The following is a 15,076-nucleotide window of genomic DNA, read 5'->3' as shown; positions in this document are numbered from 1 at the left end:
TTTGGCCGAGTATAGGGAGCTGCCAACACCGCCTGACTAGCATAAGATGACAACTCGCTAGCTCCAGACGACAACCTTCGCCATGCCCGACCAGCAGTCAGAAATAGACTACGCCGCGCGCCAGCTGTATCAGCGTTTCCTCGAGGAATGGCAGGCACGCCGCGGCCTGCCACCGCTCGCGCCGCTGCTCGCCGGGCTGGGCGTAGAGCCCGCCGAGGCCGCCGCGGCCATGACCTTCGCCCGCTACTACCGCCTGCTGCGCCAGACCGCCGGGCTGCTCGGCGCCAGCGATTTCTTCCTGCGCCTGGGCCAGCGCTACAACCTCTTCGACCTTGGCGTGATCGGCTACGCGCTGATCAGCGCGGCCAACCTGCGGCGCTCCTGGGACATTTCCCTCGGCCAACCCTCCAGCCTGCTGCCGCACCCGATCCACGTCGCCCGCGAGGAGCACGGCGAGCACCTGGTGCTGGCCCTGGCGCTGCCGCCGTTCAGCCCGCCGGAGGCCCAGGCGCTGACCGAGGAATGGTTCAGCAGCACCTGGCGCTGGCTGTGCCAGCGCTTGCCGGAGCTGGCCGACTGCGCCGGCATGCAGGTGCACCTGCCCTACCCCGCGCCGGCCCACGCGGCGGTCTATGCCGAACTCTTCCCCGGCCGCGTCGAGTTCGCCGCGCCGCGCGCCGAGTTGCGCATCCCGCGGGAATTCCACGACCGCCCCTTCTCCACCTCCAACCCCTCGGTGCTGCGCCTGTGCCAGGCCCAGGGCGCGGTCACCCTGGCCAGCTTCGAAAGCGGCGAGGCGCTGCCCGACGACCTGCGCTTCTACCTGCTGCAGAACGCCCGCGTGCCGCTGCCGGACCTGGAACAGGCCGCCGCGCACTTCCGCCTGCCGCCGCACACCTTGCAGCGACGCCTGCGCGCCCACGGCCTGACCTTCAAGAGCGTGGTCTACGAGGTGCGCATGGCCCTGGCCGAGCGCTACCTGCTGGCCAGCCGGCTGAGCCTGCAGGAGATCGCCTTCCTGCTCGGCTACGAACACGTCACCAGTTTCCACCGCGCCTTCCTGCGCCATGCCGGGACCACCCCGGAAGGCTTCCGCCAGCAACGCGCGCGATCCAGCCAGGAGTAACCCGCCATGCGTTTTCCCTCGATGACCGCCCTGCGCGTGCTCGACGCCGTCGCCCGCCTCGGCAGCCTGTCCGCGGCGGCCGCCGAACTGAGCCTCACCCGCAGCGCGGTCAGCCACCAGCTGCGCAGCCTGGAGGAATGCCTGGACACCGCGCTGATCGAAAAAGCCGGGCGCGGCATCGTCCTCACCTACAACGGCGAGTGCTTCGCCCGCGAAACCCAGCGTGCGCTGGCGATCCTCAACGAGGCGCGGCGCTTCACCGACGCCGCCGAAATTGCCGGGCGCCTGTGCGTGAGCTGCACGCCGGGCTTTGCCACCTACTGGCTGTGCCACCAGATCGGCAAGTTCCAGCGCGCCTACCCACGGGTGGAACTGAACCTGGTGTCGCCGCGTATTCCCGATGACGTCAGCGAGCGCGATGTCGACCTGTTCATCGCCTACGGCGTGGGCGACTGGCCGGACCTGCACGTGGAGCTGATCGCCACCCTCGACACCTTCCCGGTCTGCAGCCCCTCGCTGCTCAACTCCGCCGGGGGCCTGGATTCGCCGGAAGACCTGGCCAACCTGCCGCTGCTGCACATGGTCGATCACTCGGACTGGCTGCTCTGGGCGGCTGCCGCCGGCGTGCGCGACCTCAACGTGCGCAACGGCATCGTCTTTTCCGACGCGCACCTGGTGCAGTCGGCAGCCATCGCCGGCCAGGGCGTGGCCATGGGCGATGCGCTGGTCAGCGGTGACGCCATGGACAAAGGCCAGCTGGTGCGGCTGTTCAACGTCGCCATCGAGCCGCCGAACCGCTACTACTTCGTCACCGACGCGGCCAAGAGCGAACGCCCCGACGTGCTCGCCTTCAAGGCCTGGATGCTGGCCGAACTGCGGCTCTCCGAGCAGTTCCGCAAGGGCAGTCGCACCAGCCTGACTGGTGAATGAAATTGAACAATGACGGCGAAAAATCGCGATTGAAGCGAAGGGGGATTTGACAATACTGCGCAAAAGGGTACTGACCGATCAGTCGGTTCCCACACAAGAACAAGAAAAGACGAGGTCAGCGCAGTGCAGCAACAGACCCAGCTCCGTGCCATTGACATCGGCAAGCGTTACGGCGATTTCCATGCCCTGAGCGATGTTTCCATCGATATCCAGCAAGGTGAATTCCTCACCCTGCTCGGCCCCTCCGGTTCCGGCAAGACCACCTTCCTGATGATCCTCGCCGGCTTCCAGGACCCCTCCAGCGGCCGCCTCGAAGCGCTCGGTGCGGACATCACCCGGCGTCCGGCGGAGAAGCGCAATTTCGGCATGGTGTTCCAGGGCTACGCGCTCTTCCCGCACATGACCATCGACGAGAACGTCGCCTTCCCGCTGAAGATCCGCGGCATGAAAGCCGAGGAACGCAACCGCCGGGTGCGCCGCATGCTCGAAGTGGTCGGCCTGGGCGAACACCTGGGCAAGCGCCCCGGCGAGCTCTCCGGCGGCCAGCAGCAACGCGTGGCCATCGCCCGCGCGCTGGTCTTCGAACCTGACCTGCTGCTGCTCGACGAACCCCTCTCGGCGCTCGACAAGAACCTGCGCGAGCAACTGCAGCAAGAGCTGCAGCGCATCCACCGGCAGGTCGGCACCACCTTCGTGTTCGTCACCCACGACCAGAACGAAGCCCTCGCCCTGTCGACCCGCATCGCCATCTTCAACCGTGGCCGCCTGGCGCAGATCGACACCCCGCACGCCATCTACAACCAGCCCAGCAACCGCTTCGTCGCCGAGTTCCTCGGCAAGATGAACCTGTTCCCGCTGAGCCAGGTCGGCCGTGCCGGCGAACTGGCCTGCGGGCACTTCGGCGACGCCAAGCTGCATGCCGAATTCTCCCCCGCGCTGGACGCCGCCGCGCCGCTGCTGGCGGTGCGCCCGGAGCACATGCAACTGCATGACGCGCCACCGAGCCTGAGCGGCCACAACGTCGTGCAGGCCGTGCTGACCAGCAAGACCTACCAGGGCGCCAGCACCGAACTGGGCCTGGCTACCGCCGCCGAAGGCGCGTTGCCAATGAGCCTGGCGGTACACGCCGAACACCGCGCCGCGAACCTCGACCACGGCTCGCGCGTGTGGCTGAGCTGGCCGATCGAGAAGAGCCTGCTGCTGGCCTGATCGCCCCGCGTCTTTCCTTTTTCGCCATCCCCTCTGCCTGGGAGCTGCCCACATGTTCAATCCGCACCAGCAAGACTGCATCGAAGTCCTCATGGAAAAGGCCAAGCGTGGCCAGATCGACCGTCGTACCTTCCTCAAGGGCATGGGCCTGATGGCCGCCCTGCCGCTGGCCCTGCGCAGCGGCGTGAGCTTCGCCGCCGGCGACAAGCCGCTGGTGGTGGTGAACTGGGGCGGCGACGCCATCAAGGCGTTCGGCAAGGCCTGGACCGAGGGCTTCTCCAAGGCCACCGGCATCCCGGTGAAGATCGACGGCAGTGGCCCCACCGAAGGCGCCATCCGCACCCAGATGAGCAGCGGCCGGGTGAGCTGGGACGTGGTCGATGCGGAAAGCTCGATCCTGCAGAACCTGGGCAAGGAAAACCTGGTCGAGCCGATCGACTACAGCATCGTCTCCAAGGACAAGGTGCTGCCCGGCTTCGCCTACGAATACGGCATCGCCGACTACATGCTCAGCTACGTGATCGCCTACGACAGCGAGCGTTTCGGCGACAAGGCACCCAAGACCTGGGCGGACTTCTGGGACGTGAAGACCTTCCCCGGCAAGCGCACCCTGTACAAGTGGATGAACGGCATGCTCGAGGCCGCGCTGCTGGCCGACGGCGTCCCGGCCGACAAGCTCTACCCGCTGGACGTGCCGCGCGCGCTGAAGAAGATCGACGAACTCAAGCCGCACGTGCTGGCCTTCTGGGGCTCGGGCGCCGAGACCCAGCAGCTGCTGATCGAAGGCGAAGTGAGCATGGGCGCGGTCTGGAACACCCGCGCCAAGGTCATCACCGAGGACAGCGAGGGCCGCATCAAGTGGACCTTCGACAACGCCCTGCTCGGCTGCAGCAACTGGGGCGTGCTCAAGGGCAACCCGGCGGGCAAGGACGCGGCCATGCGCTTCATCGCCTACGCCCAGGACCCGCAGTCGCAGGTCGAGCTGTTCAAGCTGTTCTGCAACGGCCCGGCCAACCCGGCGGCGGCTTCGCTGATCCCGGCCGACATGCGCCACCTGAATTGCACCGATCCGGACAACCTGTCCAAGCAGGTGATGCTCAGCCACGAGTGGTACACCGACCACTACGCCGTGGCGCTGGAGCAGTACCTGACCCACGTCTCCAAGTGAGGTGACGGCCATGGCCGAGAACCCCTCGCGGCTCAAGCTCGCGTTGCTGCTGGCGCCGCTGCCGGTGGTGCTGCTGCTGTTCTACGTGTTGCCCTTCGCCGGGGTGGTGGGCTGGAGTTTCAGCCTGCCCACCCCGGGCGTGGAGCAGTACCAGCGCATCGCGAGCGACCCGGCGATCCACGACGTGCTCTGGCGCACCTTCCGCCTGTGCACCACGGTGAGCGTGCTGGCTTTGGTGATCGCCTACCTGATGGCCTACTGCTGGGTGTTCAGCCCGCCGTTCTGGCAGCGCATGGTCGAGATCTGCGTGTTCATCCCCTTCTGGCTGTCGGTGCTGGTGCGCGCCTTCGGCTGGCTGATCGCCCTGCGCAGCAATGGCCTGCTCAATGGCTGGCTGCAGAGCCTGGGGATCATCAGCGAGCCCTTGCAGCTGACGCGCAACGAGTTGGGGGTGGTGATCGGCATGGTCCACTTCATGGTGCCCTTCGCGCTCTTCCCGCTGGTCTCGACCATGCGCCGACTCGACCCGCGCGTGCTGCTCGCCGCGCGCGGCCTGGGCGCCGGGCAACTGCGCACCTTCTGGAACATCTTCGTGCCGCAGACCATCCCCGGCATCCTCGGCGCCTTCATCATCGTCTTCGTGTTCTGCCTGGGCTTCTTCATCACCCCGGCGATCCTCGGCGGTGGGCAGACGGTGATGGTGGCCGAGTACGTCTACCTGCAGATGTTCCAGACCAGCAACTGGGGCCTGGGCGCGGCGCTCAGCGTGGTGCTGCTGGCGCTGGTGGCGGGGCTGATCTGGGCGCTGCTGCGCATGACCCGCGTCGACAAACTGGTGGGTTGAGACGATGAACGCACACGAAAGCCGGGCGCCCAGCCGCCTGCTCGCCGCCATGGCGATGATCTTCATGGTCTTCCCGCTGCTGGCGGTGATCCCGGTGTCCTTCACCAGCAAGCGCTTCCTCTCGATGCCCGACGGGCACTGGTCGCTGCGCCACTACCAGGCGCTGGTGGACAGTCCCGAGTGGCTCTCGGCGATCGGCCAGAGCCTGGCCGTGGCGAGCATCACCTGCGTGGTCGCCAGCGCCCTGGCGGTGAGCTTCGCCCTCGGCATCTGGTACCTGCGTTCGCGCTGGGCGACCCTGCTGATCGGCCTGGTGCTGCTGCCCATGGCGATCCCGCCGATGATCTCGGCGATGGTCCTGTACTTCATGGAAACCACGGTCAGCAAGTACGCCCCGGGCCTGGGCTACGACACCCTGGTCGGCCTGAGCATCGCCCACATCGTGATGGTGGTGCCCTACGGCGTGGTGACCATGCTGGTGGCGCTGAGCCAACTGGACCGGCGCATCGAACTGGCCGCGCGCAACCTCGGCGCGAGCCTGGCGCAAACCACCTTCATGGTGGTGCTGCCCAACCTCAAGCTGGGCGTGGCCAGCACCGCGCTACTGTGCTTCGCGCTGTCCTGGGAGGAGATCGCCGTGACCCTGTTCGTCACCAGCACCGAGGTCAACACCCTGCCCCGGCAGATCTGGTCGGGCCTGCGCGACAACATCGACCCGGCGGTGGCGGCCATCTCGGTGCTGCTGATCGCCATCACCCTCCTCGCCCTGCTCGGCCGCATGCTCGCCCAGCGCGTCGCCGCCAAGCCCGCCGGGCACTGAATCGCAGGAGGGGACGGCCGCGGCGCTGCCCGACTTGTCGGCGCAACGGACAACGCCTCGGCCGCCCCCTCCTGCGCCCTTCCCCGACGAAAAAGGCCGGCACCCAAACGGGGGCCGACCTTTTTTCCATCAGCCTGTCCTGGTTGCCCAGTGCGCGGATCAGAGCGCCATGTCGCTGGACGCCTTGGCCGGCACCGGCGCTTGCGATGCAGCGGACGGGCCGGACGTGGCCGGAGCGATGGCCGGCGGCGGGTCCAGTTGCAGCACCTGGCTGGTGTAGGTCCATTCCTCGAAGGTGCGCTCGGCGCTGTCGTTCAGCTTCGTCCCGTAGCTGGGCACGATCTGGCGGACCTTGGCCTGCCACTCGGGGGTGGCCAGCTTGTCCTTGAACACCTTCTCCAGCACGTTGAGCATGATCGGCGCGGCGGTCGAGGCGCCGGGCGACGCGCCTAGCAGGCCGGCGATGCTGCCGTCGGCCGAAGCGACGATCTCGGTGCCCAGCTTCAGCACCCCGCCCTTCTCCGGGTCGCGCTTGATGATCTGCACACGCTGCCCCGCCTGCCACAGGCGCCAGTCTTCCTTCTTCGCCTGCGGGAAGTACTCGCGCAGGGCCGCCATGCGGTCGTCGTCGGAAAGCATCAGCTGGCCGGCCAGGTATTCCACCAGCGGGTACTCGTCGATGCCCACGCGGGTCATCGGCCAGACGTTGTGGGTGTTGGTGCTGGCCAGCAGGTCCAGGTAGGAACCCTGCTTGAGGAACTTGGTGGAGAAGGTGGCGAAGGGCCCGAAGAGGATCACCCGCTTGCCGTCCAGCACGCGGGTATCCAGGTGCGGCACGGACATCGGCGGCGCCCCTACCGAGGCCTTGCCGTAAGCCTTGGCCAGGTGGCGCTGGGCGATCGCCGGGTTGTCGGTCACCAGGAACGAGCCGCCCACCGGGAAGCCGGCGTAGTCACGGGCCTCGGGGATGCCGGACTTCTGCAGCAGGCGCAGCGCGCCACCGCCGGCGCCGATGAAGACGAAGCGCGCGTCTGTCTCGGTGACAGCACCGGTCTTCAGGTTCTTGTACTCCACCCGCCAGGAACCATCGGCATTGCGGGTGATGTTCTCGACCTCGCTGGAAAGCTTCATCGCAAAGTTCGGCTGCGCCGTCAGGTAATCGGCGAACTGGCGGGTGATCTCGCCGAAGTTCATGTCGGTGCCGATGGGCGTCCAGGTCGCAGCGACCTTCTGCTTCGGATCGCGGCCTTCCATCATCAAGGGCACCCACTTGGCAATCTGCGCCGGGTCCTCGGAGTACTGCATCGGGCGGAACAGCGGGCTGGCCTGCAGCGCCTCGTAGCGCTTGCGCAGGAAGGCGACGTTCTCGTCACCCCAGACGAAGCTCATGTGCGGCGTGGAGTTGATGAACGAGCGCGGATTCTTCAGCACGCCGTTGCGCACCTGCCAGGCCCAGAACTGCCGGGAGATCTGGAAGGACTCGTTGATCTCGACGGCCTTGGCGATGCTGACCTTGCCGTCCTTGTCTTCCGGCGTGTAGTTCAGCTCGGCCAGGGCGGAGTGCCCGGTTCCGGCGTTGTTCCAGCCGTTGGAGCTTTCCTGGGCGACGCCGTCCAGGCGCTCGACCAATTCCATGGACCAGTCCGGCTGCAGCTCGTGCAGCCAGACGCCCAGGGTGGTGCTCATGATGCCGCCGCCGATCAGCAGCACGTCGACCTTGCGCGGCTCGGCGGCCTGCGCGCAGGTGAAAGCGGATACGGCAAGGCACAGCAGTGCTCCGCTCAGTTTCTTCAGCATGTGGGATTCCCGTTGGATGGAGCCTGATCTGCCCCGCCGGCTTCTAGGCGGGCGAACCCGGCCGCCGGCCGCGCGAAAGCGCGCGCCAGGATGGCGTCCGGGACGGCTGGGACAGGGTTGCGATCCTCCGAGGCCTGCGGGTTTATACGTTGCTATGCGTCAGCTGGAGGGAGGTTGCAGCAGCGGGGGCCAGAGGTACGGCAGGTGGACCGGGAAACTGGGTGAAGCGTGCTGAAACGATTGAGCATTCTACCCGAGCCGCCCTTGATCACCAACCGCCGAGGGTCGGCCGCCGGCATCTTCCGAAGGCACCGCCCCTGCCCGCCTGCCAGCACTTCCCCTCACCTCAAGGCCCAATCGCACAGGGATTCGGCGCCAATTCATGTAGGACTTGTCTGAATCCAAGGCAAGCATGCGACTTCCTGTTGAGTTGTTGCGGGCCGGCGAATTTACTCCTGCCCCCATCGCGGCGAGGTAGTGCCGCGAACGGCTCGAGGTAGAGCCCTGGCCCGACTGATCCACGGATTTCTGCCTCGGTTGCGGCATCGCAAAGGAGGCTCCGTTCGTGCTCGATCCAGTCCGTTCGTTTTTCGACCATTCCCGCCACAAGCTCAGTGTCAGCGATTGCGACGCACCGCTCGACGTTCTCGCCTTCACCGGTGAAGAGGGCCTGAGCCAGCCGTTCAGCTACCACATCGAATTCACCAGCAGCGCGGGCGATATCGCTGCCGAAACCATGCTCGGCCAACGCGCCAGCTTCAGCCTGTATGCCGCGCCCGATCCGACCCCGAAGTTCAGCTTCAACCCGCAGCCCGTCCTGCCGTTGCGCACCCTGCACGGCGTGATCACCGCCTTCAAGCGCCTGTCCGCCTCGCGCGACGAAGCCCGCTACGAAGTGCGCCTGCAGCCACGGCTGGCCCTGCTCGAGCGCGGCATCCAGTACCGCATCTACCAGGACCAGAGCGTGCCGGAGATCGTCGAGCAGGTGCTGCGTGCGGCACCTCACAGCTGGCGCGGACAGGACTTCCTTTTCACCCTGAGCCGGGAGTATCCGCGTCGCGAACAGGTGATGCAGTACGGCGAGAGCGACTTGGCATTCGTCCAGCGCATCCTCGCCGAGAGTGGCCTCTACTACCGCATCACCACCGACCAGCGCCTGGGCATCGAGGTAATGGAGATCGGCGACTCGCGGAAATTGTGCGAGTACGGCCACAGCCTGCCGCTGCGCCCGCAGTCGGGACTGCAGAGCAACGCCGCCGACAGCGTGTGGAACCTGCAGGCCAGCCACCAGGTGGTGGAAGCCGGCGTCTTCGCCCGCAGCTACAACCCCCGCGAGGCCTGGGCCGATCTCGATGCCGAAGTCGACCTCACTCGCGGCGCGAAAACCACCTATGGCGAGGCCTACCACTACGCCGAGCCCTACACCAAACCCGGGGACGCCTTCGACCACGAGCACCGCAGCGACGAAAGCTTCTTCCACGCGCGCCTGGCCCACGAACGCTACCTCAACCAGCAGACCCGCCTGAGCGGCACCAGCAGCAGCGCGATGCTGCTTCCGGGCCAGGTGCTGAAGATCGACGGCGGCGCGCCGCAAGCCTTCGAGAAGGGCGTGCTGATTGTCAGCCTGACCTGCAAGGCCGCCCGCGACAGCAGCTTCGAAGTCAGCTTCCAAGCCATCCCCGACGCCGACCACTACAGCTTCCGCCCACCGCTGCCCAAGAAACTGAGCATCGCCGGCACCGTGCCGGCCCGCGTGACCAGCACGCGCAAGAACGACCCGTACGGCCACATCGATAAGGAAGGTCGCTACAAGGTCAATTTCCTCTTCGACCGCGACGCCTGGCCCGCCGGGCAAGAAAGCCTCTGGCTACGCCTGGCCCGCCCCTACGCCGGCGACACCCACGGCCTGCACCTGCCGCTGATTGCCGGCACCGAAGTGGCAGTGGCCTTCGAACAGGGCGACCCGGATCGCCCCTACATCGCCCACGCCCTGCACGACAGCCGAAACCCGGACCACGTCACCCTCTACAACTACAAGCGCAACGTCCTGCGCACCCCAGCGAACAACAAACTGCGCATGGACGACGAGCGCGGAAAAGAGCACGTCAAGCTCAGTACCGAGCACAGCGGCAAGAGCCAGCTGAGCCTCGGGCATCTGGTCGATAGCGAGCGGCCGAACCCCAATCCGCGCGGGGCCGGTTTCGAGCTGCGTACGGATGGGCATGGCGCCATTCGGGCCGGCAAGGGGCTGTTCATCACGGCTGATGAACAGCCACGGGCGCAGGGCTCGATGCTCGAGATGAACAGCGCCATGGAGCAGATCAACCAGGCACTGGAACTGGCACAACGCCTGATGCAAGACGCCACCCAGGCCAAGGCAATACCGGCCGACACTACTCATGCAGAGCAACTCAAGGACTCGCTCGACCAACTCCGGGACGCCGGCCTGCTGATGTCGGCACCGGCAGGCATCGCCCTGACCACACCCGGCAACCTACAACAAGCGGCCGGCCAGAATCTGATCGCAGTAGCGGGCGGCAGCGCCGACACCACGGTGCTCAAGCGCTTCACCGTGGCCGCTGGTGAAGTCATCAGCCTGTTCGCCAAGAAGCTCGGGCTCAAGTTCATCGCCAACGCAGGGCCGGTCACGCTGCAAGCGCAGAACGATGCGATGCAACTGCTCGCCCGCCACGGGCTGGACATCATCTGCAGCGAAGGCGAAATCCATTTCACCGCCAAGAAGAAGATCGTCCTAAACGGTGGCGGCAGCTATTTCAGCCTGTCATCGGCATCGGCTGAGTTGGGCAGTGGCGACTTCATCATCAAGGCCCGTGTGAATCGCCAAGGCCCCGCCAGCATGAAGGCCACCCACCCGGACTACCCGAAACTGCAGTCCGCGCAACGCTTGAAATTCCGCCTCCCACAAACCCCGAACGCCCCCCAGGGAAGTTGGGCCGGAATGCCCTACACCCTCTACGCCGACGGCGCGCCGCTGCAGAAAGGCGTGCTGGATGACAGCGGCCACCTGACCCTCGATCACCAGGTCGTCACCCGGCAGTACAGCGTGGAACTGGCCAACGGCATCCGTTACCAGGTGCCGGTCCCCACCGACTACCGCAACCCCGAGCAAGGCCAGTTGGCCAATCGCGGGCTGCAAAAGCACGGCTCGCAAATGGATCGCCGCAATCTCTATTCGGAACTGTTGGCGGGCGACAACGAGCCATCGGTAAACCCGGAGAGCTCGACTCCAACCCAAAGCGGGCCAGGTAAATGGCTGACACAGGAAACGAACTACCACGGCGTGAGCAATGCCGGGCAGATGTTCCTCAATCGACTCGCATCCCTGGGGGATGAGGGGCGGCTGTTCGGCTCCGAAGGCAAGGATTACGAGAACACTCGACGCACCTTGGTTCAGGTCTGGCAGCCATTGGCGGAAGAGGAAAACCATCTTGCTTCAACCTCAGCGATTTACCGCTACGGGGAGCAACGACGAGTGGAGCAAGCCTTCCTGCAAGGGCCCGATGACTGGCAGTTGTCCGGCACGTCCTGGCATTGGCAACCGGTAATGGCGGACAAGGTTTACGAGAAGAAGGAGGTGACACCATGAGCCTTTCCGGCAAGCGGATACTGCGTGTCTGGGGAGCATTGGATCTGTTCCAGGTCGCCTGGTACAGCCTGCACAGTTGGAACGCGGGACGAACTCCTTTCTGGAGTGACCTATCCGGAGTCCTGGCGCTCAACGATCAGCTCGGCACTGGCCTGGCCAGTGTCGGACTGCTTGCCTGGGTGCTGCAGTGCTCCATCGTCATCAGCGCGGTGCTCTTTCTCTTCGCCCACCCGCTCAACCGCGTACTCGGGATCGCTCAGATTCCATTGCGGCTTTTCTTTCTCTCCCCGTCGGTGTCGCTGCTGTTGCCATTGGCCGGCCACGCTCCCGGTGTCGTGATGGCCGGGCTGGTCGTGGTTTCGGAAGCACTCAAGGGGTGGAGCCTGTCGACGAAAATGGAGAAGCAACATGAATGACTTGTGCGACATCGTCGTCCCCATCGCCCTTCAACACACCAACGAAGCCACCTGCACCGCCCCCTGGTTCGTGGCCGACAGCGAATACCCGCAGATGCAGGCGCGCTACAAGCCGCTGGTCAATGGCGAGGAAGCCTTCGCCGCCGTGCACCTGGCCATCGCCAAGGCCAAGCAGTCGGTGAACATCATCTGCTGGGGCTTCCAGCCATCGATGTATTTCGTTCGCGACCGCCGTTACCACGACGACCCCGATGCCTTGAGCGAGTTGTGCATTGGCGAGCTGCTGGAGCGCAAGGCAAAGCAGGGCGTGAAGGTGCGTGTGCTCGGCTGGCGGATGTTCTGGAACTTCGCCGGCCTTGCGGGCGAAGCCAACCTGCCAGGTAATGCCCCGTACTTCTGGGACGCAACGATGCAGAGCGCCACGCCCGAGCAACACGACTTCGACCACCGCTGGTTCTCCGAGTACGCGGTCGCCGACGACGAGGCGGCGGGGCTGGCGGCGGCCCACCGACCGCTGTTCGTCGGCCGCGATTTCGACGGCGACGAACGCAAGCGGATCGAGGGCCACCTGCGCGAGCACAGCGTGGACAAGGCGTTGAGCGACAGCTCGATCTGGACCATGGCCAACAGCGCCACCCACCACCAGAAGATGGTCCTGGTCGACTACGAGTTGCCAGCGGATACGGTGGGTTTCGTCATGGGCCACAACATGCTCGACGAATACTGGGACACCGATAACCACACTGCACTGCGCCGCGGGAGAACCGACAAGCCCGCTCCCAACCGTGGCCCGCGCGGCTTCACCCCGCGCCAGGACATCTCCTGCCGGGTCACCGGGCCGATCCTGGAATACCTCCACCGCAACTTCGCCCAGGCCTGGCAGAAGGAAACCGGCGAAACCCTGCCCGCGCTGCACTCGGACCTGCATGAGTCGGCCAAGCGCTTCCCCTTCCGCGGCGGCAACCAGGACGACGGCACCGCACTGATGGCGCAACTGCTGCGCACCCAGGCGCAGGTGGGCGTGCGCGACATCGAGAAGCTCTACCTGCAGACCGTCAACAACACCACGCAATTCGTCTACGTCGAGAACCAGTACTTCCGCTGGCCACCGTTCGCCGAGGCGCTGAAGAAAACGGTCGACGCGCAGATGCGCATGGGCCGCAAACCAGAAGAGCACGGCAACGTGCACCTGTTCGTGGTCACCAACGACACCGACGAGGGCATGGGCAAGGGCACAGTCAATACCCAGCGCATGCTCGAATGCCTGGGCCGCGCCGACACCATCCCCGAGGTGACCAAGCAGATGCTCATCGACGAGGCGAAGCAAGCGGCGCCACCGAAGCCGCGCCCGGATGGTCCCAAGGACTTCTATGGAAAGTGGCGGCTCGCCGAGTGGGAGGCTCGCTATGGCGAGGAGATCAAGGCCATCGAACAGAGCACCGTCCACTCGCAGGACATCCCCGGCCTGAAGGTCCACGTCTGCTCGCTGGTGGCCCCCGACTCACCGCCGGGCAAGCCGTGTATGCCGGTGTACATCCACTCCAAGCTGATGATCGTCAACGACGTCTTCACCACCCACGGCTCGGCCAACCTCAATACCCGCAGCATGGAAGTGGATAGCGAACTGAACATTGCCCACGAGTGGGCGAGCGTGAGCCAGGCGCTGAGGCGGCGGTTGTGGGAGCTGCATACGGCGGGGATGGGGGCGCAGGATCAGCCGAAGGATGCATTCGACGCTTGGAAAAAAATGATCAAGGAAAACCGAAGGCGCCAAGGCAACAAAGAGCAGAGGAATAGTCCCTTTGCCTCGCTTGTGGAGTTCCATTATGGAAAATCAACCCTGTGGAATCTCGACTGATGCGCCGCCTCCTGCTGCTTTCCAGTCTGCTATTGGCCGCTTGCAGCGCCAGCAATTCTGTTACCTATCCGAAGAAGGACTTTCACGTGGACCGGCTTTCACAGACCAAGGCCAACCTCACCTTTACTTGCAAATACGAGACTATCCCCGCCCCTTCGGCGGACAGCGATGTGCTGTTCCAATATGCCCGCTGGCTGGAAAAGAACAACCTGCTCAAACAAGAGCCCAGTGTGTATGCGGAGATTGAGCGGCTCTACCGAATTGCTAGCGAGAACGACCATTACAAGGCCAATATCAATCTGCAGAACGGTGCGATGCGCGGGCACTACACGCTTAAAGGCGCCGAGCACCTACGTATGAGCCAGCGACTGATCGATGCGAAGGTGGCCCGAGGTTACTTCTTCATCGGCTACTTCCTGCAACAAGGCTCAGCCGGATTGCAAAAGGATCCGGAAATGGCCCTGCGTTACTTCCGTAAAGCAGCCGACGAAGGTAATGCAGAAGCTCAATACTACGTTGGTGACAAACTGGAGCCGAGCAATATGGCTCCGGAAATCGCGCTTCAGTTGTATTGGTGTGCGGCTGAGCAGGGACACGGCGAAGCAGCACTGAATCTCGGCGTATATCTAAAAGGAAATAAGCACTTTCAAACGGCTCTCGAAGCATTCCAATTAGGCGTAGCAGCTGGTGATGAAACTTCTGCAAGTTTCTTGGAGTATGGTTTTCGGGGGCCTAAGGCAACGGACGAGCTGAATTACATTGGCCAACCTGAAGACCACGAGCGCACCGAACGTTACGAGAAAATCGGCAACATGCTTTCGGGCTATTCCTACGCCCAACCCAAAGTCCCCGAGATCAACGAAATCGTTCCGCTACCGCCGGCCAAGTTGCCGCCGTGGGATGGCAAGCTGAAGTGGGTGGAAGAGCGCAAGGCCAATATCCAACCGCCCAAACCCAGCGAGTCGCTGATCCAGGAACTGGCCAAGGCCAAGCTGCTGGACCCAAAGACCGGTCGCCCCATGCCCGGTTCGCCCGCCTTCGTTCGCGCCCGTTCGCCGGAGCCCATTTGCAACAGTGGCGAAGCCTGCCCGCGCAGCGGCTACTGGCAGATCATCGGCGTGGACAATTACTGGTCGACCGTCGAAGGCAGCACCATTCGCCGATTCCAACAAGGCGAGCGCATGCCCACTCTGGTGATCGAACGTCGCTACACCCGCCTGTGGCCCCTGCCGGACAAGGTCACCAAAGGTCCTGAATCCGTGAGATGGGTACTTTACGGCGATGCGTAGAACAGCACCGCC

The 15,076-nt window shown here is 64.8% G+C and carries 11 protein-coding genes; 10 read left to right on the top strand and 1 reads right to left on the bottom strand.

Annotated elements, in window-relative coordinates; all coding sequences use genetic code 11:
• Nucleotides 1-82 precede the first annotated feature (82 nt).
• The 6 genes from PKB_RS10775 to PKB_RS10750 all read left to right on the top strand — a co-directional run bounded on the left by PKB_RS10775 (nucleotide 83) and on the right by PKB_RS10750 (nucleotide 6,097).
• On the top strand, nucleotides 83-1,126 hold the full coding sequence (locus PKB_RS10775) for an AraC family transcriptional regulator (protein ID WP_043251600.1): 1,044 nt from the start codon (nucleotides 83-85) through the stop codon (nucleotides 1,124-1,126).
• Between the two features lie 6 nt (nucleotides 1,127-1,132).
• On the top strand, nucleotides 1,133-2,056 hold the full coding sequence (locus PKB_RS10770; protein WP_043251597.1) for a LysR substrate-binding domain-containing protein: 924 nt from the start codon (nucleotides 1,133-1,135) through the stop codon (nucleotides 2,054-2,056).
• Between the two features lie 123 nt (nucleotides 2,057-2,179).
• The gene (locus PKB_RS10765; protein WP_043251595.1) at nucleotides 2,180-3,265 is read left to right on the top strand and encodes an ABC transporter ATP-binding protein; all 1,086 of its coding nucleotides are present in this window, start codon (nucleotides 2,180-2,182) and stop codon (nucleotides 3,263-3,265) included.
• A 52-nt stretch (nucleotides 3,266-3,317) separates the two neighbouring features.
• Complete coding sequence (locus tag PKB_RS10760) at nucleotides 3,318-4,433, top strand: ABC transporter substrate-binding protein (RefSeq protein WP_043251593.1); 1,116 nt, start codon at nucleotides 3,318-3,320, stop codon at nucleotides 4,431-4,433.
• Between the two features lie 10 nt (nucleotides 4,434-4,443).
• Nucleotides 4,444-5,277, top strand: a complete 834-nt coding sequence (locus tag PKB_RS10755; RefSeq protein ID WP_043251590.1) for an ABC transporter permease — start codon at nucleotides 4,444-4,446, stop codon at nucleotides 5,275-5,277.
• 4 nt (nucleotides 5,278-5,281) lie between these two features.
• The gene (locus PKB_RS10750; RefSeq protein WP_043251588.1) at nucleotides 5,282-6,097 is read left to right on the top strand and encodes an ABC transporter permease; all 816 of its coding nucleotides are present in this window, start codon (nucleotides 5,282-5,284) and stop codon (nucleotides 6,095-6,097) included.
• Between the two features lie 159 nt (nucleotides 6,098-6,256).
• On the opposite strand, the gene mqo is transcribed toward PKB_RS10750, so the two are convergent.
• The gene (gene mqo, locus PKB_RS10745; RefSeq protein ID WP_043251585.1) at nucleotides 6,257-7,894 is read right to left on the bottom strand and encodes a malate dehydrogenase (quinone); all 1,638 of its coding nucleotides are present in this window, start codon (nucleotides 7,892-7,894) and stop codon (nucleotides 6,257-6,259) included.
• 565 nt (nucleotides 7,895-8,459) lie between these two features.
• Between mqo and PKB_RS10740 the strand changes: the two genes are divergently transcribed.
• From PKB_RS10740 to PKB_RS10725, 4 genes are read left to right on the top strand one after another with little or no spacing between them, the layout of a single operon-like run.
• Nucleotides 8,460-11,501, top strand: coding sequence for a type VI secretion system Vgr family protein (locus PKB_RS10740; protein WP_084166608.1), 3,042 nt, complete (start codon nucleotides 8,460-8,462; stop codon nucleotides 11,499-11,501).
• Nucleotides 11,498-11,917 carry a hypothetical protein gene (locus PKB_RS10735; protein ID WP_043251582.1) on the top strand — a complete coding sequence of 140 codons (420 nt, stop codon included), beginning with the start codon at nucleotides 11,498-11,500 and terminating at the stop codon, nucleotides 11,915-11,917. The genes PKB_RS10740 and PKB_RS10735 overlap by 4 nt, the downstream gene beginning before the upstream one ends.
• On the top strand, nucleotides 11,910-13,775 hold the full coding sequence (locus PKB_RS10730) for a phospholipase (protein WP_043251580.1): 1,866 nt from the start codon (nucleotides 11,910-11,912) through the stop codon (nucleotides 13,773-13,775). The genes PKB_RS10735 and PKB_RS10730 overlap by 8 nt, the downstream gene beginning before the upstream one ends.
• Nucleotides 13,775-15,064 (top strand): SEL1-like repeat protein, encoded by a 1,290-nt coding sequence (locus PKB_RS10725; RefSeq protein ID WP_043251577.1) that lies wholly within the window; start codon nucleotides 13,775-13,777, stop codon nucleotides 15,062-15,064. Before PKB_RS10730 ends, PKB_RS10725 begins: the two co-directional genes overlap by 1 nt.
• The last annotated feature ends 12 nt before the right edge of the window (nucleotides 15,065-15,076 follow it).

Origin of the sequence: Pseudomonas knackmussii B13 (assembly GCF_000689415.1) — a bacterium.
Classification (GTDB): Bacteria; Pseudomonadota; Gammaproteobacteria; order Pseudomonadales; family Pseudomonadaceae; genus Pseudomonas; species Pseudomonas knackmussii.
The sequence above is the reverse complement of the archived record's forward strand: the minus strand, read 5'-3'. Positions and strand labels throughout refer to the sequence as shown.